General features: G+C 67.9%; 25 protein-coding genes. 12 read left to right on the forward strand and 13 right to left on the reverse strand.

Translation table 11 applies throughout. The annotated features are described in order from the left end of the window. Nucleotides 1-135: 135 nt before the first annotated feature. From U9J23_RS21365 to U9J23_RS21375, 3 genes are read left to right on the forward strand one after another with little or no spacing between them, the layout of a single operon-like run. Nucleotides 136-786, forward strand: a complete 651-nt coding sequence (locus U9J23_RS21365; RefSeq protein WP_059384027.1) for a TetR/AcrR family transcriptional regulator — start codon at nt 136-138, stop codon at nt 784-786. Between the two features lie 46 nt (nt 787-832). Continuing rightward, nucleotides 833-1,648, forward strand: coding sequence for an acyl-CoA thioesterase (locus U9J23_RS21370; protein ID WP_059384026.1), 816 nt, complete (start codon nt 833-835; stop codon nt 1,646-1,648). Between the two features lie 38 nt (nt 1,649-1,686). After that, a complete protein-coding gene (locus U9J23_RS21375) occupies nt 1,687-2,766 on the forward strand; it encodes an NAD(P)H-dependent amine dehydrogenase family protein (protein WP_326600299.1) in 1,080 nt (359 codons plus the stop codon). A gap of 77 nt (nt 2,767-2,843) precedes the next feature. Here the strand turns inward: U9J23_RS21375 and meaB are convergent, their stop codons facing one another. Genes meaB through U9J23_RS21390 form a run of 3 tightly spaced genes read right to left on the reverse strand, consistent with a single transcriptional unit; the run spans nt 2,844 to nt 6,310 of the window. Further along, on the reverse strand, nt 2,844-3,725 hold the full coding sequence (gene meaB, locus U9J23_RS21380) for a methylmalonyl Co-A mutase-associated GTPase MeaB (RefSeq protein WP_059384024.1): 882 nt from the start codon (nt 3,723-3,725) through the stop codon (nt 2,844-2,846). Nucleotides 3,726-3,738: 13 nt separating this feature from the next. Next, nucleotides 3,739-4,878, reverse strand: coding sequence for a thiolase family protein (locus tag U9J23_RS21385; RefSeq protein ID WP_026061766.1), 1,140 nt, complete (start codon nt 4,876-4,878; stop codon nt 3,739-3,741). Further along, nucleotides 4,871-6,310 carry a class I adenylate-forming enzyme family protein gene (locus U9J23_RS21390; protein ID WP_272268999.1) on the reverse strand — a complete coding sequence of 480 codons (1,440 nt, stop codon included), beginning with the start codon at nt 6,308-6,310 and terminating at the stop codon, nt 4,871-4,873. The genes U9J23_RS21385 and U9J23_RS21390 overlap by 8 nt, the downstream gene beginning before the upstream one ends. A gap of 64 nt (nt 6,311-6,374) precedes the next feature. On the opposite strand from U9J23_RS21390, the gene U9J23_RS21395 reads away from it, so the two are divergent. After that, nucleotides 6,375-7,142: an SDR family oxidoreductase gene (locus U9J23_RS21395; protein ID WP_145690823.1), complete on the forward strand. Its 768-nt coding sequence runs from the start codon at nt 6,375-6,377 to the stop codon at nt 7,140-7,142. Further along, nucleotides 7,139-7,891 carry an SDR family NAD(P)-dependent oxidoreductase gene (locus U9J23_RS21400; RefSeq protein ID WP_326600304.1) on the forward strand — a complete coding sequence of 251 codons (753 nt, stop codon included), beginning with the start codon at nt 7,139-7,141 and terminating at the stop codon, nt 7,889-7,891. Before U9J23_RS21395 ends, U9J23_RS21400 begins: the two co-directional genes overlap by 4 nt. A 78-nt stretch (nt 7,892-7,969) precedes the next feature. On the opposite strand, the gene U9J23_RS21405 is transcribed toward U9J23_RS21400, so the two are convergent. Then, entirely contained in the window at nt 7,970-8,905 is a 936-nt protein-coding gene (locus tag U9J23_RS21405; protein WP_272268997.1) for a zinc-binding dehydrogenase, read from the reverse strand. Between the two features lie 198 nt (nt 8,906-9,103). On the opposite strand from U9J23_RS21405, the gene U9J23_RS21410 reads away from it, so the two are divergent. Genes U9J23_RS21410 through U9J23_RS21430 form a run of 5 tightly spaced genes read left to right on the forward strand, consistent with a single transcriptional unit; the run spans nt 9,104 to nt 13,166 of the window. Beyond that, on the forward strand, nt 9,104-9,295 hold the full coding sequence (locus U9J23_RS21410) for a ferredoxin (protein ID WP_026061764.1): 192 nt from the start codon (nt 9,104-9,106) through the stop codon (nt 9,293-9,295). 46 nt (nt 9,296-9,341) lie between these two features. Continuing rightward, nucleotides 9,342-10,688, forward strand: a complete 1,347-nt coding sequence (locus U9J23_RS21415; protein ID WP_326600307.1) for a cytochrome P450 — start codon at nt 9,342-9,344, stop codon at nt 10,686-10,688. 28 nt (nt 10,689-10,716) lie between these two features. Beyond that, a complete protein-coding gene (locus U9J23_RS21420; RefSeq protein WP_272268995.1) occupies nt 10,717-11,988 on the forward strand; it encodes an amidohydrolase family protein in 1,272 nt (423 codons plus the stop codon). Nucleotides 11,989-12,037: 49 nt separating this feature from the next. Continuing rightward, the gene (locus tag U9J23_RS21425) at nt 12,038-12,799 is read left to right on the forward strand and encodes an SDR family oxidoreductase (RefSeq protein ID WP_326600310.1); all 762 of its coding nucleotides are present in this window, start codon (nt 12,038-12,040) and stop codon (nt 12,797-12,799) included. Between the two features lie 40 nt (nt 12,800-12,839). Next, nucleotides 12,840-13,166 carry a DUF4286 family protein gene (locus U9J23_RS21430; RefSeq protein ID WP_229582828.1) on the forward strand — a complete coding sequence of 109 codons (327 nt, stop codon included), beginning with the start codon at nt 12,840-12,842 and terminating at the stop codon, nt 13,164-13,166. A 47-nt stretch (nt 13,167-13,213) separates the two neighbouring features. On the opposite strand, the gene U9J23_RS21435 is transcribed toward U9J23_RS21430, so the two are convergent. The 5 genes from U9J23_RS21435 to U9J23_RS21455 are packed head-to-tail and all read right to left on the reverse strand — an operon-like array spanning nt 13,214 to nt 18,283. Further along, nucleotides 13,214-14,116: an alpha/beta hydrolase gene (locus tag U9J23_RS21435; protein WP_272268993.1), complete on the reverse strand. Its 903-nt coding sequence runs from the start codon at nt 14,114-14,116 to the stop codon at nt 13,214-13,216. A gap of 30 nt (nt 14,117-14,146) precedes the next feature. After that, a complete protein-coding gene (locus tag U9J23_RS21440; RefSeq protein WP_059384014.1) occupies nt 14,147-14,914 on the reverse strand; it encodes an enoyl-CoA hydratase/isomerase family protein in 768 nt (255 codons plus the stop codon). A gap of 1 nt (nt 14,915) precedes the next feature. Beyond that, nucleotides 14,916-16,004, reverse strand: coding sequence for an acyl-CoA dehydrogenase family protein (locus U9J23_RS21445; protein ID WP_326600315.1), 1,089 nt, complete (start codon nt 16,002-16,004; stop codon nt 14,916-14,918). After that, nucleotides 15,991-16,896, reverse strand: a complete 906-nt coding sequence (locus U9J23_RS21450; RefSeq protein ID WP_272268992.1) for an acyl-CoA dehydrogenase family protein — start codon at nt 16,894-16,896, stop codon at nt 15,991-15,993. Before U9J23_RS21450 ends, U9J23_RS21445 begins: the two co-directional genes overlap by 14 nt. Then, on the reverse strand, nt 16,874-18,283 hold the full coding sequence (locus U9J23_RS21455) for a class I adenylate-forming enzyme family protein (protein WP_272268991.1): 1,410 nt from the start codon (nt 18,281-18,283) through the stop codon (nt 16,874-16,876). The genes U9J23_RS21450 and U9J23_RS21455 overlap by 23 nt, the downstream gene beginning before the upstream one ends. A 105-nt stretch (nt 18,284-18,388) precedes the next feature. Between U9J23_RS21455 and U9J23_RS21460 the strand changes: the two genes are divergently transcribed. Continuing rightward, complete coding sequence (locus U9J23_RS21460) at nt 18,389-19,408, forward strand: ferredoxin--NADP reductase (RefSeq protein ID WP_258260178.1); 1,020 nt, start codon at nt 18,389-18,391, stop codon at nt 19,406-19,408. A 20-nt stretch (nt 19,409-19,428) separates the two neighbouring features. Here the strand turns inward: U9J23_RS21460 and U9J23_RS21465 are convergent, their stop codons facing one another. Beyond that, the gene (locus tag U9J23_RS21465; RefSeq protein WP_326600321.1) at nt 19,429-20,001 is read right to left on the reverse strand and encodes a TetR/AcrR family transcriptional regulator; all 573 of its coding nucleotides are present in this window, start codon (nt 19,999-20,001) and stop codon (nt 19,429-19,431) included. An 88-nt stretch (nt 20,002-20,089) separates the two neighbouring features. On the opposite strand from U9J23_RS21465, the gene U9J23_RS21470 reads away from it, so the two are divergent. After that, a complete protein-coding gene (locus U9J23_RS21470) occupies nt 20,090-21,232 on the forward strand; it encodes an MFS transporter (RefSeq protein ID WP_326600324.1) in 1,143 nt (380 codons plus the stop codon). Here the strand turns inward: U9J23_RS21470 and U9J23_RS21475 are convergent. From U9J23_RS21475 to U9J23_RS21485, 3 genes are all read right to left on the reverse strand, one after another. Further along, a complete protein-coding gene (locus tag U9J23_RS21475) occupies nt 21,213-22,634 on the reverse strand; it encodes an apiosidase-like domain-containing protein (protein WP_272268988.1) in 1,422 nt (473 codons plus the stop codon). The two genes, U9J23_RS21470 and U9J23_RS21475, sit on opposite strands and share 20 nt — an antisense overlap. Before the next feature lie 110 nt (nt 22,635-22,744). Next, entirely contained in the window at nt 22,745-23,806 is a 1,062-nt protein-coding gene (locus U9J23_RS21480; protein ID WP_272268987.1) for a CaiB/BaiF CoA transferase family protein, read from the reverse strand. Next, entirely contained in the window at nt 23,803-24,759 is a 957-nt protein-coding gene (locus U9J23_RS21485; protein ID WP_272268986.1) for an LLM class F420-dependent oxidoreductase, read from the reverse strand. Before U9J23_RS21485 ends, U9J23_RS21480 begins: the two co-directional genes overlap by 4 nt. Nucleotides 24,760-24,766 lie beyond the last annotated feature (7 nt).

Here is a 24,766-nt window from a genome sequence, read left to right on the forward strand (position 1 = left end):
GAATAACATTCTCTTTTCGAGATAGTAATAGTCTCGAATCAGTGCGGGAAACGGAAGGACAGTCCCGCAATGCGTCCCTACTCTCCGGTACAGTGCTCCTATGTCCACTCCACGCGACACAGGGCGATCCGGGCAGTGACGGGCGCCAGCGAAGAACCGGCCTGGAAGCAACGCGCAGTCGAGCGCTCCATCCGGACCGCCAAACTGCGCGCCGAGCAGCGCGTACAGCGCTTCCTCGACGCAGCGCAGGCGATCATCACGGAAAAGGGCAGCACCGACTTCACGGTCCAGGAGGTCGTCGACCGTTCGAAGCAGTCGCTTCGCAGCTTCTACCTGCAGTTCGACGGTAAGCACGAGCTGCTGCTCGCGCTCTTCGAAGATGCCCTGAGCCGCTCTGCCGATCAGATCCGTGCCGCTGCCGCCGGCGAGAAGGCCCCTCTCGACCAATTGCGCGTCGCGGTGGAACTGCTGTTCGAGTCGTCCCGGCCCGACCCGACGGCCCAGCGACCGCTGTTCACCGACTTCGCGCCGCAGCTGCTGCTCACCCATCCTGCCGAGGTGAAGGTCGCGCATGCACCGATGCTCGCGCTGTTCACGGAGCTGATGGAGAAGGTCGACGCCGAGGGCAGCCTCCGCGAGGGGCTGAACCCGAAGCGGATGGCCGCCATGACGATGCAGACCGTGATGTTCATCGCTCAGTCGAGCGGAGGCGACGACAGCACGACCCGTCCCATCACGGCCGACGAGGTCTGGAACTTCTGCTCGCAGGGATTCGCCGCCCGCTGACGAGAACACCATTCTCAAATCGGAGTAGTTCACTTACACTCGGCTCGTGACCGAGTTGTGGAACGACCTCCTCGCCTGTCTCGATCTGCGCTCGTCCCCCGTGGACGAGGAGCGCCCCGAGTCGGTGGTGTTCGAGGGCAGCAATCAGCACCTCGAATACCACCGGCTCTTCGGGGGCCAGCTGCTCGGTCAGTTCGTGCGTGCCGCCGAGCTGACCTGCCCCGAGAAGAGCATCAAATCCCTGCACACCGTCTTCGCCCGTGAAGGACGCGCCGACGAGCCCGTCCGCTACGAGATCACCCGCCTGCACGAGGGCCGGACATTCGCCACGTTGACGGCGGTCGCGCGCCAGTCGAAGGGCGTCCTTGCCACGGCATCGGTGTCCATGCACGTCGGCGAGGACGGCCCCGAGGTGCAGACCGTGCCGTCCGTACCCCAGGTGTTCGACGAGAGCACGCGCGCCCCGTTCTCGTTGATCCCGTGGGAGACCCGCGCGACGACCGACCTCGAGGATCGCGGAGTCTCGGCGCCCGAGTTCGAGATGTGGATGCGCACTCCCGAGGTCGACGAGGCGTACGCGCCGGCACTCGCCGCCTACGCCACCGACCTCAACCTCATCGGTACCGCACTTCTTGCCGTCGACGGCTTCGACCACACCGGCAACGGAACGGCTTTCACGTCCGCGGTCACCTCGCACAATCTGTGGTTCCACCGCCCGTTCCGCAGCGACGACTGGTTGCTGCTGCGTCAGCACAGTCCCCTCGTCGCCCACGGACGGTGCTTCGGCCGCGGCGACCTGCTCACCGAGAAGGGCTCTCTCGTCGCCTCTTTCGCCCAGGAAGCCCTGTTGCGCCTGCCCTGACGGTTCCTCCCACGAACACCGATCGAGATCGAGGTGTCATGCAACGACAGTCCGCCCCCGACGATGCCGCCGTCGAGACTCCGTCACCCCGCCCTCTGCGCGTGGTGCAGTGGGCGACCGGAACGATCGGCACCCGCGCGCTGCGCGCGGTGATCGACCATCCCTCCGTCGAACTCGTCGGCGTGTACGTGCACAGCGACGACAAGGCCGGTCGCGACGCGGGCGAGTTGTGCGGACGCGACCCGGTCGGTGTGCGCGCCACGAACGATGCCGACGAGATCGTCGATCTCGGGGCCGACTGCGTGCTGTACATGCCGCTGCTGTTCGACCTCGACGAAGTGTGCCGAATCCTCGCCTCCGGCACGAACATCGTTACCACCCGGGGAGAGTTCCACCGCCCGGCGGGTATGGATCCGGTGACGCGTGAAGCCGTGGAGGCCGCGTGTGCACTCGGCGGTACGTCGATCCACAGCACCGGCAGCAGTCCCGGTTTCGTCACGGAGGCCGTGCCGCTCGTGCTGACCTCCATCCAGCGGAGGATGGACCACCTCGCCATCGACGAGTACGCCGACCTCTCTCAACGGGACTCCCCCGGAATCCTGTTCGACGTCATGGGATTCGGCGGCGATGCAGGAGAGTTCGCGGACGTCCGGCTCGCCCACGTGGAGTCCAATTTCGGACCGTCGCTGGCCGCCCTGGCCGACGCGCTCGGCCTGACCCTCGACACCATCCGGACCACGGGCGAACTCGCCACGGCACGTTCCACGGTCACCATCGCCGCCGGCACTATCGAAGCGGGAACGGTGGCCGCGCAACGCATCACGGTGTCGGGCATCCGCGACGGCCGCGAGCTGATGCGGTTCCGCCCCACCTGGTACTGCACCGATCAGCTCGATGCCGATTGGGACCTGCACGCGACCGGCTGGCACATCACCGTCGACGGCGACGCGCCCCTCGACATCGACATGCGTTTCCCTATCCCCCTCGAGCGGATGAGCGAGATCTCCCCGTCCTACACCGCCAACCGCGCGGTGAACTCGATCGCGGCGGTGTGCGCGGCGCGGCCGGGTATCCGGACGACGGTCGAACTTCCGCTCGTCGTCCCGGTTCTGGCCTGAGTCGACGAACGTTGACGCGGTGAAACGGGGTAGGCACCGGTTACAGCGGTAGCAAACCCCGTTTCACCGCGCGAACCTCACGACTGTGCGGATACGGCCGCTCCGTCGACGAGTCGTGCGGCCGCCGAGTACGGATCGTCGCGACCCTCGGCGACGGCCTCCGCCAGCGCCTCCAACTCCGCGTGGTTGCGCAGGAGGGTGTGTGCCAGCGACAGGATCTGACTGCGGGCCCGCGCCGTGCGGCGTTCTGCGGTGTCGGCCCGCTGGTGCGCCTCGATCGCGTCGACGAGGTCGTCGACACCCTGGCCGGTCGCGGCGACGAGCTCGAGGATCGGGACCTTCACGTCGCCGCGGAGGTCGCGCACCGTCTGATCGGCACCGTCGCGGTCGGCCTTGTTGACGACGACGAGATCGGCGACCTCGAGCAATCCGGCCTTGGCGGCCTGGACGGCGTCTCCCCCACCCGGATTGAGGATGACGACGGTGGGTTCGGCGACCGAGGCGATCTCGATCTCCGACTGACCCACGCCCACGGATTCGAGCAGGATCACGTCGTAACCCAAAGCTGCCAGCAATCGGATCGACGCAGGGACGGCGGCTGCGAGTCCGCCGAGATGTCCGCGGGAGGCCACCGACCGGACGAACACACCCGAATCGCCGACGTGCGCGGCCATGCGGATGCGGTCGCCGAGCAGCGCACCGCCGCTGTAGGGGGACGACGGGTCGACGGCCAGCACCGCGACCCGCAGTCCCCGTTCGCGGTAGGCGGTGGTGAGCGCCCCGACTGTCGTGGACTTGCCGGCCCCGGGCGGGCCCGTGAATCCGACGACCCGCGCGCGGGCGGGTTCGAGCAGCGCGAGCACCTCGTCCCGGCGCGGTCCTTCGACGAGGGTCAGCAATCGACCCGCGGCACGCGGGGAGCCCCCGCGTGCCGCGTCGATCAGTTCACCGATGTTCACGGCGTATCCCGGTTCACGGTGCCGGCACCTCGATCACGACGGCCGAGCCCATGCCACCACCCGCGCACATCGACGCGACACCGATGCCACCGCCGCGGCGACGCAGTTCGTGGGTGAGGGTGACGAGCATGCGGGCGCCGGTCGCGGCGACCGGATGGCCGAGGGAGCAGCCGCTGCCGTTGACGTTGACCTTCTCGGGGTCGATCTCGAGCAGCTTGATGCACGCGACGCACTGCGCGGCGAACGCCTCGTTGATCTCGAACAGGTCGACGTCGCCGATGGACAGACCGGCGCGCTGGAGTGCCTTCGGGATCGCTTCGACGGGAGCGAGTCCGGTGATCGCAGGGTCGACACCCACCGACGCCCACGACAGCACCGTGCCGAGCGCGGGCAGACCGAGATCGCTGCTGGCGATGGCCAGCGCGGCGGCCGCATCGTTGCCGCCGCAGGCGTTGCCGGCGGTGATGCTGAAGCCCTCGATCTCCGGGTGCAGCACCTTGAGCGACGCGAGCTTTTCGAGGCTCGTCTCCCGCCGCGGGTGTTCGTCGGTGTCGAACAGGCCGTGTGGGGTGTCGATCGGGACGATCTCCTCCTTGAAGCGGCCCTCGTCGATGGCGCGGATCGCGACCTGGTGCGAGCGCAGCGCCCAGGCGTCCATCTCCTCACGGCCGATGCCGGCCTTCACCGCGGCGTTCCAGCCGACGGTGATGGACATGTCGCGGTTCGGGGCCTCGGGGCTGTCGGGGTGGCTGGGCGACATCCACGGCACCCACTCCTCGCCTTTCCGGATGAGCGATCGCGGCGAGGTCGACGCGGAGTTGACGCCACCGGCGATCACGATGCGGTCCATGCCGGAGCGGATGCTCGCCGCGGCGGACTGCACGGTCGACAGGCTCGCCGCGCAGTGCCGGTTCTGTGCGAGACCGGGCACGTGGGTCAGGCCGGCGGTGAGGGCGGCGTGGCGGGCGATCACACCGCCGCCGTACAGGCCCTCGCCGAGGATCACGTCGTCGATCAGGCTCTTGTCGAGGTCCTCGGTGGTCGCGGTGACGATGTGCTCCGCGAGGGTGAACGCGTCGGTGTCGCGGAGCGTGCCCTTGACGGCGGTGCCGACCGGGGTGCGCAGGGCGGAAACGATCACGGCATCAGGCATGGGTGGCCTCCAGTTCGGCGAGAAGGGTGCGACGCAAGAGCTTTCCGGTCTCGGTCTTGGGCAGTTCGTCCCGGAAGACGATGTTGTCGGGGGTCTTCGAGGAACGCAGGCGTTCCTTCACCCACTGTCGGATCTCGTCCGGATCGCCGTCGCCGACGAGGACGGCGACGATGCGTTGTCCCCATTCGGTATCGGACACGCCGATGACGGCGGCCTCGGTGATGCCCGGGTGGGCGAGCAGGACGTCCTCGATCTCGGCGGGGGCGATGTTCTCGCCGCCGCGGATGATGGTGTCGTCGGAGCGGCCCTCGACGTACAGATATCCGTCGGAGTCGAGCCGGCCGAGATCGCGTGTGGAGAACCACCCCTCAGCGTCGAGGACGCTGCGGTTGCCGTATTCACCCGAGATCTGTTCGCCGCGGACGAAGATCAGGCCGGTCTCGCCGGACGGGACGGGTTCGCCCTCCTCGGAACGGATCTCGATCTCGATGCCGGGGAGCGGGCGGCCCACCGAACCGAGGCGGTCGCGGACGGCCGGATCGGTGGAGCCGAAGGCGGTGCGGTGGTCGTCGGGTCCGAGAACCGCCACGGACGACGCGGTTTCGGTGAGACCGTAGGCGTTGACGAAGCCGGTGTCCGGGAAGGCGCGCAGCGCGTGTTCGAGGACCGGGCGCGGCGTGCGCGACCCGCCGTAGGCGAGACTCGCCAGCGTCGGGGTGTCGGCCGTGTCGTCACCGAGGGCGGTCACGATGCGGGCGAGCATCGTGGGGACGAGCATCGCATGGGTGACGCGTTCGCGCCGAACCGTCTCGAGCCAGACCTGCGGGTCGAATGCCGGCAGGTACACCACTCGACGGCCGGTGTAGAAGTTCGACAGCAGGTTGGTCAGGCCGGCGATGTGGTACGGCGGGACCGAGACGAGCGATGCGTCGGTCTCGGCGGCCGAACCGAACTCCATCGTGTTGAGCACGTAGGCGAGCAGGTGCCGGTGCCGCAGGATCGCGGGCTTCGGATCCGAGGTGGTGCCGCTGGTGTAGATGATCGCGGCGACCGTGTCACCCTCCCACTGCGGTTCGAGCGGCGGCTCGGGATCGCTTGTGGCGTAGGAGTCGTCGACGAGGGCGTCGAGGTCGTCCTGCTCGAGCACGAGTGCGCCGGGGTGTTTGGCCTTCAGCGCACCGAGCTGTTGTTCGCCGAGCCGGTAGTTGAGCGGCACGAAAGGAACCCCGGCCAGCGCCGAACCGAACAGTGCCACCGGATACGCGAGGTGATTGGACCCCAGATAGAGCACCGCCGGATGATTCCGGAACTGCGCGGCGGCACGACGTGCGAGGGCGTCGAGACCGGCAGCGGTGAGGGTCCGGTTCCCGACGGTCGCAACTGCTCGCTCGCCGGTGCTTGCGGCCATTTCTAGAATCATGCTTAGGTTCATGAGAACATTATTCTCACAGACAGAGAGCTTTACTTTCAAGAGCTCGGATCTCGAAGGAGGCAGCATGCAGGTAGCAGGAAGCTCCGCGATCGTCGTCGGCGGCACGGGTGGCCTCGGGCAGGCCACCGTCCGGCGTCTCCACGAGGCGGGCGCGAAGGTCGTCGTCGCCGACGTCAACGACGAGAAGGGCAAGGAACTCGAGCAGGAGCTCGGTGTGCGATACGTGCGCACCGACGCCGGCAGCGAGGAATCCGTCTCGGCCGCCATCGCGGAAGCGGACTCGCTCGCGCCGCTGCGCATCTCCGTCGACTGCCACGGCGGCCCGGCCGGCGGCGGACGCCTCGTCGGCAAGGACGGCAGCGCCATGCCGCTCGAGAACTTCACCAAGACCATCGAGTCGTACCTGACGTCGTCGTTCAACGTCATGCGCCTGGCCGCCGCCGCCATCGCCAAGCAGGACCCCTTCGACGACGAGGGCTCCCGCGGCGTCATCGTGAACACCGCGTCCATCGCCGGTTACGAAGGGCAGATCGGGCAGCTCCCCTACGCGGCCGCGAAGGGCGGCGTCATCGGCATGACGCTGGTCGCCGCACGCGACCTGTCGCCGCTCGGTATCCGCGTCAACACCATCGCGCCGGGCACGATCCTCACCCCCGCCTACGGCAAGTCCGGCGACCAGCTCGAGGCGTACTGGGGCCCGCAGATCCCGCACCCGAAGCGCATGGGCCGCCCCGCCGAGTACGCGACGCTCGTCGCGTCCATCGTCGAGAACGACTACCTCAACGGCGAGGTCATCCGCCTCGACGGTGCACTGAGGTTCCCGCCGAAGTGAGCCCGCTCGCAGGGAAGGTTGCGTTCGTCGCCGGTGCCAGTCGTGGCATCGGCGCTGCGATCGCCGTCGCTCTCGCCGAGGCGGGAGCCTCTGTGGCAGTCGCGGCACGCTCCGAGCAGGAGGGCAAGCTGCCCGGCACCATCGGCTCGGTCGCCGAGCGGATCACCGACGCCGGAGGCCGGGCCCTCCCGGCGCCGTGCGACGTCACCGACGAACGGTCCGTCGACTCCGCGATCGCCGCGACGGTCGCAGAGTTCGGCGGGCTCGACATCCTCGTCGCGAACGCCGGGGTGCTGTGGATGGGGCCGATCGAGACGACACCGGCGAAACGCTGGCAGTTGTGCCTCGACGTCAACCTCACCGGCGTGTTCACCGTGACCAAGGCGGCGATCCCGCACCTGCGCGAGCGCGGTGGTGGATCGATGATCGCGGTGACCACCAGCGGCGTGACGATGACCGACCGCGGCTCGAACGCCTACTGGGTGTCCAAGGCCGCCGTGGAACGCCTCTACGTCGGGCTCGCGGCCGACCTGAGGCAGGACAACATCGCGGTCAACTGCCTCGCGCCGTCACGGGTCGTCCTCACCGAGGGATGGACCGCCGGCGGTGGCGGACGGGAGATCCCGCCCGAGATGGTGGAACCACCGGAGACGATGGGGGCCGCCGCGGTGCTGCTCGCGCAGCAGGATGCGACCGGGATCTCCGGCACCGTGCAACGTTCGGAGAGCCTCGTGTCCGCGAGGAGATGAGGTTCCCGCACGAAGGGAGGCCCGGCACCGGGCCTCCCTTCGTGTTTCCGGGTGCGAATCCGCTTCGACGGTGACGGTTCAGCGGTCCGAGCGCGCGACGAGCCGTCCGGTCACCTCGTTGCGACGGAGGCGTTCCAATCCTTCGCCGATCTCCTCGAAGCCGATCTCGGTGTATGCGGGTTCGATCTCCCGTTTCACGAACAGGTCGTACACCTCCTCGATGTCCTCGACGGTCCCACCGAGGGAACCCACGAGCGTCCTGCCGAGGAGCGTCGGCGTCTTCACCGTGAACGTCGGCAGGCCCAGACCGACCTGCACCACGGTGCCGCCCCGGGCGACGGCGTCGATCGCCTTCTGTGTGGTGTCGAAGCCGGCGTAGTCGACCACGAGGTCGAATCCCCGGCCCGCCCATTCGGCCGCGTCCCGCACGACGTCCGTCGCGCCGGCCTGCCGGGCGAGATCCCATGCCGATTCCTTCGTCTCGGCCACGTGCACCTCCGCACCGGCCAGCACGGCCGCACGGGTTCCGATCTGCCCCAGACCGCCGTAGCCGATCACGCCGACCTTCATCCCCGCCGACGCACCACCGACCTTGATGATGGCGTGGTATGAGGTCATTCCCGCATCCGTCGCGAGGGCGGCCAGCGACAGATCCAGCCCTTCGGGCACCCGGGCGAGATCGCGGGCATCGGCGACCAGCTTGTCGGCGAACCCACCGTGGGAGAACATGCCGAGCGGCGGACGCACGCCCGACGAGCAGACGCCGACGACGTCACCGATGCTCCGGCCCTCGACCCCGTCGCCCAGTGCGCTGATGACGCCGGCGTTCTCGTGTCCCTGCGTCATGGGCAGGAACGGCATCGTCGCCTCTCCGACCTCCATGTACATCAGGTCGCTGTGACACAGTCCGGCCGCCGCGACGTCGATCACCACCTCGCCCGGGCCGGGTTCCGGTTCCGGAACCTCGTTCAACGAGATCGGTCGCCCGGCTCCTTCGAACTGCCATGCCTTCATATCCGCACCGTCCTCATGCTCTGCTTCTTCGATCGCACCCCTTGCAGGTCGACACCTGTGACATTACTGTTCTCACCAATCGGAACGTCATTCTTGAAACAAAGATTGTGAAAATGTGCACAGGGAACATGGATCGAGTCGCGGTGCAGTTCCGAGCCGACTGCAGGACAACAGAATCGCCGACGATCGGAGAACGTCATGAAGGTGGAAGTCGATCCTCACCGCTGCCAGGGACACACACTGTGCGCCATGGCCGCGCCCACGCTCTTCGAACTGAGCGACATCGACGGGCACGCCACAGCGGTCGACACCGAGGTACCCGCCGAACTCGCCGAGTCCGCCCGCGAGGCCCATCGCAGTTGCCCCGAACAGGCGATCTCCGTCCTGTGACCACACCCGACCCCATCATCCACCGGACCTACGAGAGGGCGACACCGTGAGCATCGACGAGGCCTCGGTCGACACCGACCACCGCACCCCCGTCTACCAGTTCGACAGGCACGCACCGGATTACCGCGACCGTTTCTCGGAGATCACCACGGAGATGCACTCGAAGTGCCCCGTAGCCTGGTCCGATACCCACGGAGGTCACTGGGTCGCCGCCGGCAGTGAGGCGGTGTTCACCCTCGCACGCTCGGCGAACATCTCCAACGATCACGACATCAAGGGAGTACGGCGGGGTTACAAGGGGATCATGATCCCCACCGCCGTCCGGGCATCCGGTGTGCGCGGCGGGATCCTCGAGATGGACGACCCCGAACATCGGGAGTTCCGTGCGGTACTCAATCCGTATCTGTCCCCCGCCGCCGTGAAGAAGTGGGTTCCCCTCATCGACGAGGTGATCCGCGCATGCCTCGACGAAAAGATCGAGACCGGCAGCATCGATTTCATCGACGACCTGGTGAACATCGTTCCCGCCGCCATCACGCTCGCGATGCTCGGTATCCCGGTCGCCAAGTGGAACGTCTACTGCGAACCGGTCCACGCCGCGATGTACACACCACCGGACTCACCCGACGTCCACCGCGTCGCGGAACTGCACCGCGTCATGGGAATGGACCTTCTCGCCAGCCTGCACGAGATCAGGGAGAATCCCCGCCCCGGCATGGTCGACGCCGTCGCCCGGGCCACCATCGACGGAGAGACGCCCGACGACCTCGAACTGCTCGGTGTGCTGAGCCTGCTCATCGGCGGCGGTTTCGATACGACGACCGCCCTGACGTCGCACGCCCTCGAGTGGCTGTCGCAGAATCCCGACCAGCGCGAGATCCTCAGCGAGCAGCGCGACACGCTGCTGGATTCCGCCACCGAGGAATTCCTGCGCTTCTTCTGTCCCTCGGCCGGCGACGGCCGCACCTTCTCCGCCGACACCGAGCTCGACGGCGTCGAGTTCAAGGAGGGCGAACGCATCTGGCTGTCGTGGGCGATGGCGAACCGCGATCCGGAACTGTTCACGGATCCGAACGAGATCGACCTGGAACGCAAGGGCAACCGGCACTTCAGCTTCGGACTCGGAGTGCACCGCTGCATCGGATCCAATCTGGCGCGAACCATGTTCAAGCGGATGTTGCTCGCGGTACTCGACCGGATGCCGGACTATCGCTGCGACCCCGAAGGCACGGTCCACTACGAGTCCATCGGCGTCATCCAGGGCATGCGGCAGCTTCCGGCCACCTTCACGCCCGGTCCGCGCCTCGGCGACGGACTCGACGAGACCCTCGCCCGGATCCAGAAGATCGTCGACGAGCAGGGAATCGCAGCGCCGGTGACGGCACAGAAGTAACCGGCACCGGCTGCGGAAAGGGATCCTCATGAAGACCGAAGACATGGTGATGATCAGCATCGACGACCACGTCGTCGAACCCGCGGACATCTTCGAGAAGCACTTCCCCAAGAGCCTGATGGACCAGGCTCCCAAACTCACCGCCCACCCCCGTAATCCCCGGGTGCAGGCCTGGCAGTTCCAGGGCACCGTCGTCGGCAGCTCCGGCCTCAACGCCGTGGTCTCGTGGCCCAAGCACGAATGGGGCATGGACCCCACCGGCTACGCCGAGATGCGACCCGCCGTGTACGACATGGACCTGCGCGTGCGCGACATGGACGCCAACGGCACCCTCGCCGCGACCCTGTTCGCCACCTTTCCCGGCTTCGCCGGCACCCACCTGGCGAGCCTGCCCGACAAGAAGCTCTCCCTCGCCGCACTGAAAGCGTTCAACGACTGGGTCGTCGGCGAGGTCCCGGACGCCCACCCGGGCCGGTTCATTCCCATCGGCATCATCCCGTTCTTCGACGCCGACGCGTCGGTCGCCGAGATACACCGGATCGCGGCCATGGGGTGCCGCTCGATCAGCATTCCCGAAACGCCGTACGGCGTCGGTGAAGGATTCCCTGATTTCAAGTCCGGCTATTGGGATCCGATCTTCGAGGCGTGCGTCGAGCACAACATCGTGCTGTCGCTGCACATCGGCGGCGGCATCAATCTCGTCAAGCGGCCCGAGGGCTTCGACATCGACAACATGCTGATGCTCACGCCGCTCATCTCGACCATCGCGGCCACCGACATCATGCTCAGCGGCGCCTTCCAGAAGTTCCCCGATCTGAAGGTCGCGATGAGCGAGGGCGGTGTCGGCTTGGTCGCGCCGTGGCTCGACCGCCTCGACCGCCACATCGTCAACCAGTCGTGGACCGGCACCAGCTTCCTCCCCAAGGGAATGACTCCGACGGACGTGTGGCGCAAGAACTTCCTCGCCTGCTACATCACCGAGCCGAGCGGACTGAACAACCGTCACCGGCTCGGCGTCGACACCATCGCGTGGGAATGCGACTACCCGCACTCCGACTCCACCTGGCCTCGATCGCCGGAGACTCTGAAGAGCGAGTTGGATGCCGCACGGTGCACGGACGAGGAGATCGACAAGATCACCTTCGCGAACGCCGCAAAGTTCTTCGACTGGGATCCCTTCGAGCACATCCCTCGCGAGGAGGCCACCGTCGGCGCCCTGCGCGCCCGCGCCACCGACGTCGACATCAGCGAGACCTCGAAAGAGGAGTACCGCCGCCGCTACGAGCTCACCCACTCCTGAGCCGCCCGGAACACCACCACCGACCCGCTTCGACCGACAAGGAAAACCCATGACAGACACTCCCCAGCTGGCCGGCAAGGTCGCCATCGTCACCGGCGCCGGTGGCGGGATCGGCCGGGCCTACTCCCGCGGCCTCGCCGAGGCCGGAGCGGCAGTCGTCCTCGCGGACGTCAACCTCGCATCCGCTCAGGCCGCGGCGGACGAACTCGCGGCGGACGGTCATCGTGTCCTGGCCGTCGGAGTCGACGTCAGCGACGAGGTCAGCACCACCGAGATGGCCGCGACCGCGGCCGAGCACTTCGGATCGGTCGACATCCTGGTCAACAATGCGGGACTGATGGCCGAGGTCGTCGGCGAGGGATCCCTCACGACGATGGAACTCGACCTGTGGAACCGCACCCTCGCCGTCAACCTGACCGGCCCCCTCCTGTGCACCCGTGCCGTGGTGCCGTACATGAAGGAGCGCGGCTACGGGAAGATCGTGAACCAGTCGTCGAGCGGCGCGTTCATGGCCGCGCAGGCCTACGGCATCACCAAGCTCGGGCTCGTGAGCATGACGGTCTCGTTGTCACGCGAGTTGGCGCCGTTCGGTATCCGCGTGAACGCGATCGCGCCCGGGATGGTCAACACCGAGGCCGGTTCGATCGCGTCGCCGCCCGAGCTCAAGGAGATGGTCAAGCACGCCATCCCGTTCCCGTTCGGTGAGCCCGAGGAACTGATCCCCGGCCTGCTGTATCTCGTGTCGTCCGGCAGCGACTGGGTCACCGGCCATACCCTCAGCATCGACGGCGGCTGGGTCGTCCGGGTCTGAAATTCCAGTACACCAACCCTTCTCACAGACAGGACCACGCATGAAGCACTACTTGCTCGTCGAGTCGTACCCGTCGCATCCCGAGCGGCTGGAAGAGTTCAACAAGTGGTACGACGAGGTGCACATTCCCGAAGTGGTGGCCCTCGACGGATTCGTCGGTGCCACACGACTGTCCCCGGCCGACGCGGACGGCGGCCCGTCGGTCACCTTGTACGAACTCGAGGGTGATCCCGCAGCGGCCAAGGCCAACGTCCACGCCGCGGCGGCAGCGAAGCAGCTGAACATGTCGGACTCGCTCAGCTACGGCCCGATCCCGAAGATGCGGATCATGGAAGTGAGGTCGGAGTACGTCAAGCCCCGTTCGTGAACGGAGCACGGAAGTCGTAGGGCCGCTGCCGGGATCCGGCAGCGGCCCTACGAACGTTCCAGGGAGAGCGGATTTTCCAGGGCGGCACACTGTTCGTCGAAGAATCCGCGCGCGACCCCCGTGCGAGACGCCACCGAATCGAAGCCGTGGAACGCCCCGTCTACGATGTGCAGAGTGCACGGGACACCCGCAGCCCGTAGCCGTTCCGCGTACGCGCGGTCCTCGTCGAGGAACAGATCGTGCGTGCCCACCCCGATCCAGGCCGGCGGTAGACCCGACAGATCGGTGCGACGCGCCGGCGCCGCGTCCTCCGGATCGGCCGAACCCAGGTAACTCGTCCAGCCGAACCGGTTGCTGAACGCATCCCACATCCGGGTGTGCGCGGGGCCGGCGCCGGTGCGGTCGTCCAGCATCGGATAGGCCAGCAGTTGGAAGGCCGGTGCCGGCAGTTCCCTGTCCCGGAGCAGAAGTGCCAGTGCCGCAACCAGACCCGCCCCGGCGCTCGCACCTCCGATCGCGATACGCGCCGGATCGACCTCCGGCCGGCTCCGCAACCACTCGTAGGCGCGCAGACAGTCCTCGAGCGGAGTCGGATAGGGATGTTCGGGTGCCAATCGGTAATCGACCGAGGCCACGGCGATACCGAGCCGGTCGGCGAACCGCCGGCACAACGCGTCGTCCTGCGCGGCCCGGCCGAAGACGTACCCGCCGCCGTGGATCCACAACAGGGCCGCACCGGGTTCGGTGCCTGCGCGGGCCGGAGGACCGAACCAGCGGACCGACACCCCCGGTTCGAAGACGTATACGTCCGGGTCGGTGCCCCGGATCGCGCGGGTGAGCATGCGCATCACCGGCAACGATCGCGGGGTCACCGCACGACGTGGAGCGAGCAGCGCCACCGCCCGCAGATCGGGATGGAAGCTCGACAGCGAACGCAACCGTCCGATCACACGGCCTCTCCGATCACCCGGCGTCTCCGATCACGATTTTCCTGCGGTCATCCTCGCGATGTTCGCACGGAAGTCGTCGCTCTGGAAGGTCATCTCCTCGGCACTCATCGCGTAGTCGAGGCTCGCGAGCACCGCCCGTTCGAGGTGGATGTTGAGCAGCCGCTTGGTGGCCTCCACGGCCTTCTGCGGTTGCTCCACAAGACGCTTGGCGCATGCGAGTGCCTCGGCGAGCGGATCGGCGACGACATGGTTCGCCAGGCCGAGTTCGCGGGCCCGCTCGGCGGGGATCCGCTCCCCGAAGAAGGCGAACTCCTTCGCGTGCAGCAGGCTGATCTGCAGCGGCCAGGTCAGCGGACCACCGTCTGCCGCGACCAGCCCGACCTGCACGTGGGGATCGGCGAGATAGGTGCCCTCCCCCATGTAGACGACGTCGCTCAGGGCGACCAGGCTGCACCCGAGTCCCACCGCCGGGCCGTTGACCGCAGCGACCACAGGCACGCGGCAGCGCGCCATACCCAGGACGATCTCGCGTCCGTCGGCGATGGTCTTCGCCCGCAGTTCGGCGTCCTGCCCCAGTTCGGCGAGATAGTCGAGATCCCCGCCGGCGGAGAACGCCTTGCCGGCACCGGTGAGCACCACGGCGCGGACCTCGCGGTCGGCGCTCAGCTGCGGCCACAGCCGGGCGAGTCCCGCGTGCAGCGGATCGTTGACCGCGTTGTACTTCGACGGCCGGTTGAGCGTGACGATCCGCAGCGGCCCCTCGGCGCGGACCTCGATCTCGTCGGGCATGCCGTACATGTCAGACCCCCAATCCGAGGATGCGCGAAGCGATGATGTTCTTCTGGATCTGCGACGTGCCGCCCATGACGGACTGGGCGCGGCTGTACATGTACGAGCCGAGGAGTTCCTCGTCGCGGCTGTCCGCGACTGCCAGGGCTGCGTGTCCGACCGACTGGTCCACCCACGTCATGAGCAGCTTGTCGAGCGACCCCTCGGAGCCGTGCGAGACACCGTCGAGCTGCTCGGACAGTCGCCGCCGCACGTGCAGACGCAGCATCTCCGACTGCACCGCCGCCCAGGCCAGATCCTGCGGGGGCGGACCGTCGACGCGCTTGGCGAGCTGACGCACGAGTTTGCCGTAGCGGGCGGCGAATCCGAGGGTGGACGGTTCGCGCTCGTGGCCGACGACGGTCATCGCGACCCGCCAGCCCTCCCCGGGAGCCCCGACCATGCGGCTTGCCGGCACGCGGGCACCGTCGAACAGCACCTGGCCGAACTCCTTGGTGACGCCGCTGATCATCTTCAACGGTCGCTGCTCGATGCCGTCCTGGTGCATCGAGACGATGAACGCCGAGATACCGCGGTGCCGCGGCGCATCCGGATCGGTGCGGGCGAGCAGCAGGCACCAGTCGGCGACGTCGGAGTAACTCGTCCAGACCTTGTGGCCGTGGATGACGTATTCGTCGCCGTCGCGGGTCGCCGTGGTGGTGAGCGACGCGAGGTCGGAGCCGGCACCGGGTTCGCTGAATCCCTGGCACCACCGTTCGGTGCCGTCGATCATGCCGGGCAGGAACCGTTCGCACAGTTCGTCACTGGCATGGTGGCCGAGGCCGACCACGAGATATCCCAGGCTCGGGCGCGGCGGGCATCCGGCGACGGCGAGTTCCTCGTCGAGGATCACGTCGAAGACGGGCGGAAGATCCTGCCCGCCGTACTTCTTCGGCCACGACAGGCCGAAGAACCCTGCGCTGTAGAGCGCCTGATGCCATTCGCCCTGCCGAGCCCAGTACTCGTCACCCGAGGTGGGGAACTTTCCGGCCTGATCGGCGAGCCAGGTCCGCAGCCGGGCGCGGAATGCGGCTTCTTCCGGCGAGTCACGAAAGTCCAAGGTCGATCTCCTCCAGGCTCACGGGGAACAGTTCGGTGGACGTCAGGGCCCGCCGCAGGTACACGTGCTCGATGCACTCCCAGGTGTTGCCGATCCCGCCGTGCACCTGAACGGCGGTCTCGCAGACGGTGCGCGCGGCGCGCGCGGTGTAGATCTTGGCGATGCGCGCGGCGCGGATCGCTTCCTCGGGTGTCAGCTCGTCGACGGCCCACGCCGCGTGCCGCAGCACGCTGATCGAGCCTTCGATGAGGGCTTCGCTCTCGGCCAGCATGTGCGCGACCGCCTGGTACGACCCGATCGTGTTTCCGTACTGCTCACGGATCTTCGCGTAGTCGACGGCCACCGCCTGCGCGCCCCGTGACACCCCGACGAGGTCGGCGCACGTGACGACGAGCGCGAGAGCATGTGCGCGGTCGGCGTTCTCGGCGGAGAGTTCGCCGAGCGTCTCGTCCGGTTCGGCGAACGTCGCGAACGAACGGGTCAGGTCCGCACCGGGCGCGGGCTCACCGACGGCCGCGGTCGACACCGTCCGGTCCCGGAGGACGAGGACGCGATCGAGGCCGTGCGCGTCGAAGGCGTCGGCACCGACGGCGATGGCGCGCGTCGGCTGGTCGTCGGAGAAGTGCCGGTGCAGGTCGTCGGCGAGCACCGGACCGAAGAACGGCACGTCGACGAGGCCGCGCCCGAATTCCTCTGCCACGATGGCGACTTCGACTCCCGACGCGCCGTCGGAGCGCAGGGAGCGCCAGCCCGTCGAGGCGACGGTCTTCTCCAGCCGTGCCCGGCGTGCCGCGTCGTCCAGATCCGACACCGAGCGGGCACCCAGATCGTCGGCCAGTTTGGCGGCGGCGTCGCGCAACTGCTGTTGTTCAATGGTCAGACGTACGTCCATGGCGCTCCTCGAGTTGTCGGCGCAAGACCTTGCCGGACGGCAGGCGGGGAATGTCGGGCACGAAGATCACGCGTCCCGGTCGCTTGTACGACGCGAGTCGTTCGGCCACATAGGTGGAGATGTCGTCGGGATCGAGTGTCGCGGTGGTGGCGATCGCCGCGACGACCGTCTCGCCGGCCGCACCGTTCTTCGTTCCGAAGACGGCGCAGTCGGCGATGTCGGGGTGGCCGTGCAGCACCGCTTCGACCTCGGCGGGAGCGACCTGGAATCCGTTGACCTTGATCATGTCCTTGGCACGGTCGGTGATCCGCAACCGGCCGTCGGCGTCGAGCCATCCGACGTCGCCGGTGCGGTACCAGCCGTCGCAGAACGCCCCGGCGGTCGCGTCGTCGGGCAGGTATCCAGCCATGGCCGAGGCCGACCGCACCTGGATCTCTCCGGTCTCGCCGGCCGGGACCTCCCGGCCGGTCCCGAGTTCGACGATCCGCAGTTCGAGGCCGGGCGCAGGTACGCCGACGCTGTCGAGGCGGGCGTCGCCCACCGGATTGCAGGTGATGACGGGGACCTCGCTGGCTCCGTAGGCCGGCAACCAGGTCACGCCGGTGCGCCGGGTGACGGTCTCCGCGACACTCGCGGTGACGGGTGTGGCGCCCCACATGATGTAGCGCAGCGACGACAGGTCGAACGATTCGAGATCCGGATGCGAGGCGATCGCGAGGGCGATCGGTGCGACGGCCATCTCGACGGTGATCCGGTCGCGCTCGATGGATTTCAGCATCGCGTCGAGGTCGAATCGCCGGTGTAGCCGCATCCATCCGCCGGCGTCGAGCACGGTGGCGATGTTGAGCAGGCCGAGGATGTGCGAGGGAGGGGTGACGATCTGGAGCCGGTCGCCGGCGGTGAGTCCGAGGACCTGCCGCCAGTGCGCCACGGCCGCGGCGAACGAGGAGCGGGTGTGCCGCACGGCCTTCGGCAGGCCCGTCGTACCGGAACTGAAGACGAGCAGTACATCGGCGTCGGGGTCCACGGGGGTTGCGGTGAAGTCGCCGTGATCGGGTTCGATCGGGTCGTCGAGGTAGAGCATCGGCATCGCGGCGGCGAGGACGGGGTTGTCGCCGACGGCGAAGGCCGGTTCGGTGAGCCGGAGGGCGTGCTCGACCTCGCCGCTTTTCCAGGCCGGGCTCAGCAGGACGACGACGGCGCCGAGCCTGTCGATGGCCCGGTAGGCCACGACGAATTCGGGGCGGTTGGACGACATGAGTGCCACGCGGTCGCCGGGACCCACGCCGCGATCTGCCAGGACACGAGCGAGTCCGCAGGTGAGCGCATCGAGTTCCGCGAGGGTGTACTCGCGGTCTTCGAAGGCCAACACGGTGGGCTCTGTCATGGTGCTCTCTCGCGTCGCAGCAATACCGGTCGAGAGGTCTTGCTCTCCTGAATGAGAATAGTACTCTCGTTCTTGCAGAACATTGATACCAGGAGGAGACGGTCCATGGCGAGACCACCTTTGTTTCAACGCGCGACCGTGACCCGGATCGTGAAGGAGACCGACGACGCCCGCACCTATGTGCTCGCTCCCCTCGACGGGCCCTTCACCTACAAGTCAGGGCAGTTCTGCACCTTCAAGGTGAAGGTCGACGGCACCGATCTGTATCGCTCGTACTCGATGTCGAGCGCGCCCGAGACCGACACCGAGATGATGACCACCGTCAAGCGGGTCACCGGCGGAGCCGTCTCGAACTGGCTGCACGACAACATCGCGGAAGGCGACGAGGTCGAGATCACCCGACCCGCAGGCACTTTCCTTCTCCGCGACGCAGCCGGTCCGGTGCTCGGCTTCGCCGGCGGAAGCGGCATCACGCCGATCCTGTCGCTCGCCAAGAGCGCACTCGCGACGACCGACCGGCCGGTGCGCCTGCTGATCGCCGACCGCGACCGCGCGTCCGCGATCTTCGCGAGCCTCACCGACGAACTCGCCGACCGGTACGCAGGTCGCCTCGAGGTGGTGCGGCACTTCGACGACGAGAGCGGACTGCTCACTCCCGACGCCGTGCGCGCCTTCGTCGGATCCGACGGCGGCGCCGACAGCTACCTGTGCGGCCCGGAAGCGTTCATGGACATGGTCGAGGCCGCGCTCCCCGGCCCCGGCAACATCTACAGCGAACGGTTCGGCAGCGCAGCCGAACCCATCAAGGCCGAGGACGCCCAGGAGGCGGAGTCCGCCCCGAGCGGGGAGGTGAAGGGCACCGTCTCGATCCGCCTCGGCAACCAACGCGTCTCCGTGCCCCGGCACGCCGGTGAGACACTGCTCGAGAGCGCGCGTCGCGCGGGCCTGGCGCCGCCGTTCTCGTGCGAGGCCGGCAACTGCGCGACCTGCATCGCCAAGGTCACCCACGGCAGCGCGACGATGCGCGTCAACGACGCACTGTCCGAAGAAGAGATCGCCGACGGCTACATCCTCACCTGTCAGGGCGTACCCGACAGCGAGGACATCAAGGTCAAGTACGTCTGATCGTCACCGATCGGCGATCGTCACCGGTAGGACAGGGCGGCCGCGCGCGCCACCCTGCGCCCCACCTCGATCGGTGACGACGGCCGGCCGCGCAGGAAGCCCGCGAGGGTTCCGTTGTAGGCGGTGAGCACGTCGTCGGCGAGATCCTGCGCGTTCGGCCCGGCCACCGGTTTCGCAAGGTGCAGGAGTCGCTCGGCGAGCAGGTCGCTGTCCGCCGCGAGCATCTCGCCGATCTCGTCGGTGGGGTCGGGGAACTCCGTCGCGGTCGCGAGGAAGGCGCACCAGCGGGCAGGGGATTCCGAGTCGTCGCGGTACGCAGCGAGGGCGTCGAAGATCGCCAGCAGACGTCCGATGTCGTCGTCGGCATCGACCACGTGCCGGTCCCACACCGCGCGCCATTCCGCCAACCGGACCCGCAGCGCCTCGGCGACCAGGGATTCCTTGCTGCCGAAGTGCGTGTACAGGGACGCTGCGGAGGCTTCGGCCCGGCGCAGCAGATCGTCGACGGGTGTCGCCCTGATTCCCCGGTCGAAGAGCATCTCCTCGGCGGCCCGGAGCAGACGGGTACGTGCAGCAGGACGAGCCGTGGACATGACCACACTGTAACGCTCGTTCTGCTGAAACGATCGTTTCGGCGTAGAGTAACGATCGTTCTGGTCATCGATCCGTTCGGGGGACGCGATGCATCCACTCGTCATCGCCGGCACAGTCCTGATCGCGACCACCTACGGGCTGGCGCGGTTCGGCTACGGACTCTTCCTGCCCCAGTTCACCGACTCGTTCGGGATGGGCTCGACGGTCGCCGGTGCCGTCCAGGCCGGCAGTTTCCTCTCGTACTGTCTCGCGGCGATCGTCGCGTCGAGGACGAGCGGACGCCCACGTCTCGTCGTGGCCTGCGCCGGAGCCACGGCGGCGATCGGTGCGCTGGGGGTGGCGGCGTCGACGCACACGATCGTCTTCGCGCTGAGCGTGATTGTCGCCGGAGCCGGGGCCGGTTTCGCCACTCCCGGGCTGGTGACGCTCGTCGAACGCAATGTCGCTCCCGATCGGCAGGAGAACGCGCAGACGATCGTCAATTCGGGAACGGGGGTGGGACTCGTCGCCGCCGGAGCTCTGGTGTTCGCCACCGCAGGCCAGTGGCGTGTGGGATGGGTCGTCATCGCGATCCTCACCGCCGGGGTCGCTTTCACCGTCCTCCGCACCGACCGACGTTCCGACGATCGACGGGATCGTTCACACACCACGCCTGTGCGGATCGGCGAACTGTCCCCGCTGATCCGTCCCCTCCTCGCCGCAGCACTGGCCGGTGCGTCGAGCGCGGCGATCTGGACGTTCGGCCGGTCCGTCATGAGCGACGGCACCGGCGGGGAGACCTACTCGGTGCTCGCGTGGATGGTCCTGGGCGCCTTCGGGGTGCTGGGGGCGACCGCGGGCCGGATCGTGCAGACCTGGAACCTGCCGGTCGCGTGGACGTTCACCACCACCGCCATGTCGGTGGCCACCGTTCTGCTGGGGTTGCTGCCCGGAACACCGATCCCCGCCTACCTCTCCGTCGCCTTGTTCGGCGCGAGCTACATCGCGATGAGCGGGGTGCTCATCGTGTGGGCCGTGCGGTCGGTCGCCGAACGCGCAGCCGAGGGCACCGTGGCGTTGTTCATCGCCCTGGCCGTGGGCCAGGCCGCCGGATCGGTCGTGTTCGGAGCCCTGCTGGGTTCGACGTCGACCGCGACCGCCTTCGTGGTGGCGGGCATCGTCGGTCTCCTCGCGGTGGCGCCGGCGGTATCGCTCCCCCGGCCGCGCACTCTCACGCCTGTCGGTCGGTGATCACGAGAAGCCAGTCCTCGTTTCCGTCCGTGTTCGGCCCCGGTGTGGAGATATCGCCGTTCTCGTCGGGAGTGGCCGGCTGCCGAGGCCCGGTCGCGTCGGCGGGGTCGATCCACTCGAGGGTCGCCGACTCCGGTACCAGGGCAGGATCGAGCCGGATCGTGCGCTGCGTCGGAACATAGACGACGGCGAGTGAACCGTCCGGTGTCCGGGCGGCGGTGACGTACTCGTCGTCGAGGACGTCGATCATCTCGTCGCTCGTCCACGGGGTGCCGCGACCTGCGACGACGAGCGGTTCGTCGATGTCCGGCACGAGTTCCCACCACGGCCACGACTGCCACAGTTCGCGTATCGCCCGCAGTTGCGCGACGGCGGAGGTGTCCAGTCGGGATTCCCACCCGTCCGGGAACTCCCAGTCGTCGGAACCCCGGAACTCGCCGGGCGAACCGGAGGTCAGTGCCCACAACGCCTGACGTCGGAGCGTCTCGTCGGTGGTCGGCGCCGTGTCCTCCTGGTTGTTCTCGCCTTCGTAGTTGCCCTCCGAGAACAGTGCGGGTCGCGGGTCGCGGGTCCCGTCGGCACGCTCGTAGGCCTGCAGGACCGCCTGATAGGTCGGCGCGTAGGTGTAGACGAAGTTCCAGTCCACGATCGGCTCCCAGAACGGATGATCCGTCGAGAGCAGCTTGTCCCAGCCCAGCTGGATCGTGAACGGTGCGTCGGAGCCGGCATCACGGATCCCATCGAGCATCGCGCGCAGCACGAGGTCCGACTCGGCACCGGCCGCGAGATCCTCCGCCTCCGGTGAATAGTCGCCGCCGGTCATCCAGACGATGTTCGGGAACTCCGCGTACCGCTGCGCGAATCTCCGCCCGTATTCGAAGGCTTCCTCGGGTGTGGTCGAGGCGAAGACGTGGGTGAGATTCCATCCGTCCATCGGATACAGGAACACCGTGTTCCCGTGGCGGCACGCGATCCGGAGATAGTCGTCGACGCGCGACCAGTACGCCTCGTTCCACTGCGTGATGTCGCCGTCGACGAACGGTTCGATGCCGTCGAAGGTGGCGCCTTCGTAGCTCGGCCCGCCGTTCACCGGCACGACGATCGCCGACATGATCGACGCGTCGAACCCGTTGCTCTCGCGGTCGGTGAAGTACAACTCGGCCTGCTCGGGCGACCAGTCGGCCATCCCCGACCACGGCGAGTCGCCGCGGACGAGGACGGGATCACCGTACTGATCCTCGAAATAACGACCGTCGGCGCTGACGGACGAGACGAAGCGATGGTCGGCGGCGTCGCATTCCGCATCCACCGCCGGGACGTTCGTCGGCTGCTGCTCTTGGTCTCCGGCATCGGAACAGGCCGCGACCAGAAGCAACACCGTCGCCAGGACTGCTCGCTTCATCGCCACCCCCACCGCGCCCGTGGTACGTCCAGGCTACGGAGGAGGCGGCGGTTCGGAGCAGAATCACGGAACGCAGTATCACCGAACGCAGAATCACGGAACCTGTCGGATCAGGCAGGTCCCACGGTCACCGGCGCGTCGGTGTGCTCACCCAGCTTCGGAGGCGGTCCGTACTGCGGTTCGTACCCGATCACCCGGATCGGGCTGCCTACCAGACGGAAGTCACCGGCGGTGACGACCATCTCGGGAGTCGCGTCGAGCGCGTCGGGCAGTGATCGGACCGCGGCCGCCGGCACCCCGAGCGGACGGAGACGGGCCTCCCAGCCGGCAGCGGTGTCGCGCGAGAGCGCCTCGGTGACCACCGCGAGCACCTCGTCGCGCCGCTGTGCGCGTTCGGCCATGGTCGGAAACCCGTCGATCTCGGCCTCGGCAGCGAAGATCCGCCAGAAACCGTCGTGCGTGACGAACAGCGCGAGCGTGCCCTCGGCGGTCGGGAACAATTGCGCGGGAACGTAGTACGAGTGTGCCCCGTTCGGCATGCGTCGCGGCTCGGTGCCCTCGTTCAGATACGCCGAGGCACGGTAGTTCAGCTGCGACAGCATGACGTCGCGCAACGACACGTCGACCTGGCCCCCGCGACCGGACACGATCTGCGCGAGCAGACCGAGCGCGGCGGTCATACCCGTCGAGTTGTCGGCCGCCGAGTAACCGGGCAGCATGGGCGGGCCGTCGGGGTCGCCGGTCAACGCCGCGACACCGGTCTGGGCCTGCACCACGTAGTCGAAGGCCGGGTCGTCGCCGCCGTCGAGCCCGTATCCCGTGATCGCGACGCAGACGATCTTGTCGTTCCATCTGCGCAGCGCGTCGTAGGTCAGGCCGAACTTCCGGATGGCCGACGGCTTGAGATTGACCAGTAGCGCATGGGATTCGGCAGCGAGCTCGCCGAGGCGGCGCATGCCGTCGTCGGTCGTCAGGTCGAGGCAGATGCTGCGCTTGCCCCGGTTGAGGCTCGCGAAGTAGGCGTCGCTCACCTGGCGGGAGAGATCCCCGGTGGGCGGCTCGATCTTCGTCACCTCGGCCCCGAGATCGGCCAGCAGCATCGTCGCGTACGGGCCCGCGAGGATGTGACCGACCTCGAGGATCCTGATCCCCGCGAGCGGACCTGCCGTCACCGCAGTTCCTTCACGAGTTCGGCGACGACCTCGCGGGTGCGGTACTTCGACGCGACCAGCTCGTCGCGGGTGTTGCCGATGGGCAGCAGCCGCATCGACAGGTCGGTGACGCCGGCCTCCTCGTAGCGGCGGAAACCGGCGAGGATCGCGTCCTCGTCGCCGACGATGGCCATGTCGCCGATGTCCTTCGCCTGTCCGTGTTCGAGGAGCCGCTGGTAGTTGGGCGAGATCTCCGCTTCGGCGAGAATGCGATTGGCGCGCTCGCGGGCGACGTCGACCTCCGACGGTGCGCACAGGCAGACCGGCACGCCGGCGACGATCCGCGGCTTCGGTTTACCCGCTTCCTCGGCCGCCTTGGTGATGCGCGGGGCGATGTGTTCGGCGATGGCGCGTTCGTCGGCCATCCACAGCACGGTGCCGTCGGCGAGTTCGCCGGCGATCTTCAGCATGACCGGGCCGAGCGCCGCGACGAGCACCGGCATGGGCGCGACCGGCGCGATGTCGAGCGGATTGTGGACCTTGAAGGTGTCGTTCTCGACGTCGATCGATCCCGGCAGGTCGCGCGCGGCACCCAGCACCTCGAGATAGTCGCGCGTGTACTTCACGGGCTTGTCGTAGGGCAGGCCGAGCATGTCCTGCACGATCCAGTGGTGCGACGGGCCGACACCGAGGGCGAGGCGGCCGCCGAGCGCGGCGTGCGTCGACAGCGACTGCCGTACCAGGTGGACCGGGTGTTGTGCCTGCAGAGGCACGACGGCCGTACCGATCTCGATACGCGACGTCCGCGTGCCCATCAGGGCGACGGCTGTCAATGCGTCGAAGTCGGTGGGGATCTGCGGCACCCACACGGTGTCGAGGTCGGCCGATTCGGCCCACTCGACGTCCTTCAGCATGCGGTCGACCTTGCGGTTGGTGTCGCCCTGTTCCGGGCCGACCATCACTCCGATACGCACGATTCCT

The sequence above is a fragment of the Rhodococcus sp. PD04 genome, from assembly GCF_035918275.1.
GTDB lineage: Bacteria > Actinomycetota > Actinomycetes > Mycobacteriales > Mycobacteriaceae > Rhodococcus > Rhodococcus rhodochrous.

Coding starts and splice junctions, on each gene's coding strand:
- U9J23_RS21470 (WP_326600324.1), top strand. CDS start 20,090: ATGCATCCACTCGTCATCGCCGGCACAGTCCTGATCGCGACCACCTAC.
- U9J23_RS21455 (WP_272268991.1), bottom strand. CDS start 18,283: ATGACAGAGCCCACCGTGTTGGCCTTCGAAGACCGCGAGTACACCCTC.
- U9J23_RS21465 (WP_326600321.1), bottom strand. CDS start 20,001: ATGTCCACGGCTCGTCCTGCTGCACGTACCCGTCTGCTCCGGGCCGCC.
- U9J23_RS21375 (WP_326600299.1), top strand. CDS start 1,687: ATGCAACGACAGTCCGCCCCCGACGATGCCGCCGTCGAGACTCCGTCA.
- U9J23_RS21450 (WP_272268992.1), bottom strand. CDS start 16,896: ATGGACGTACGTCTGACCATTGAACAACAGCAGTTGCGCGACGCCGCC.
- U9J23_RS21475 (WP_272268988.1), bottom strand. CDS start 22,634: ATGAAGCGAGCAGTCCTGGCGACGGTGTTGCTTCTGGTCGCGGCCTGT.
- U9J23_RS21410 (WP_026061764.1), top strand. CDS start 9,104: ATGAAGGTGGAAGTCGATCCTCACCGCTGCCAGGGACACACACTGTGC.
- U9J23_RS21425 (WP_326600310.1), top strand. CDS start 12,038: ATGACAGACACTCCCCAGCTGGCCGGCAAGGTCGCCATCGTCACCGGC.
- U9J23_RS21395 (WP_145690823.1), top strand. CDS start 6,375: ATGCAGGTAGCAGGAAGCTCCGCGATCGTCGTCGGCGGCACGGGTGGC.
- U9J23_RS21440 (WP_059384014.1), bottom strand. CDS start 14,914: ATGTACGGCATGCCCGACGAGATCGAGGTCCGCGCCGAGGGGCCGCTG.
- U9J23_RS21405 (WP_272268997.1), bottom strand. CDS start 8,905: ATGAAGGCATGGCAGTTCGAAGGAGCCGGGCGACCGATCTCGTTGAAC.
- U9J23_RS21385 (WP_026061766.1), bottom strand. CDS start 4,878: ATGCCTGATGCCGTGATCGTTTCCGCCCTGCGCACCCCGGTCGGCACC.
- U9J23_RS21390 (WP_272268999.1), bottom strand. CDS start 6,310: ATGAACCTAAGCATGATTCTAGAAATGGCCGCAAGCACCGGCGAGCGA.
- U9J23_RS21460 (WP_258260178.1), top strand. CDS start 18,389: ATGGCGAGACCACCTTTGTTTCAACGCGCGACCGTGACCCGGATCGTG.
- U9J23_RS21430 (WP_229582828.1), top strand. CDS start 12,840: ATGAAGCACTACTTGCTCGTCGAGTCGTACCCGTCGCATCCCGAGCGG.
- U9J23_RS21420 (WP_272268995.1), top strand. CDS start 10,717: ATGAAGACCGAAGACATGGTGATGATCAGCATCGACGACCACGTCGTC.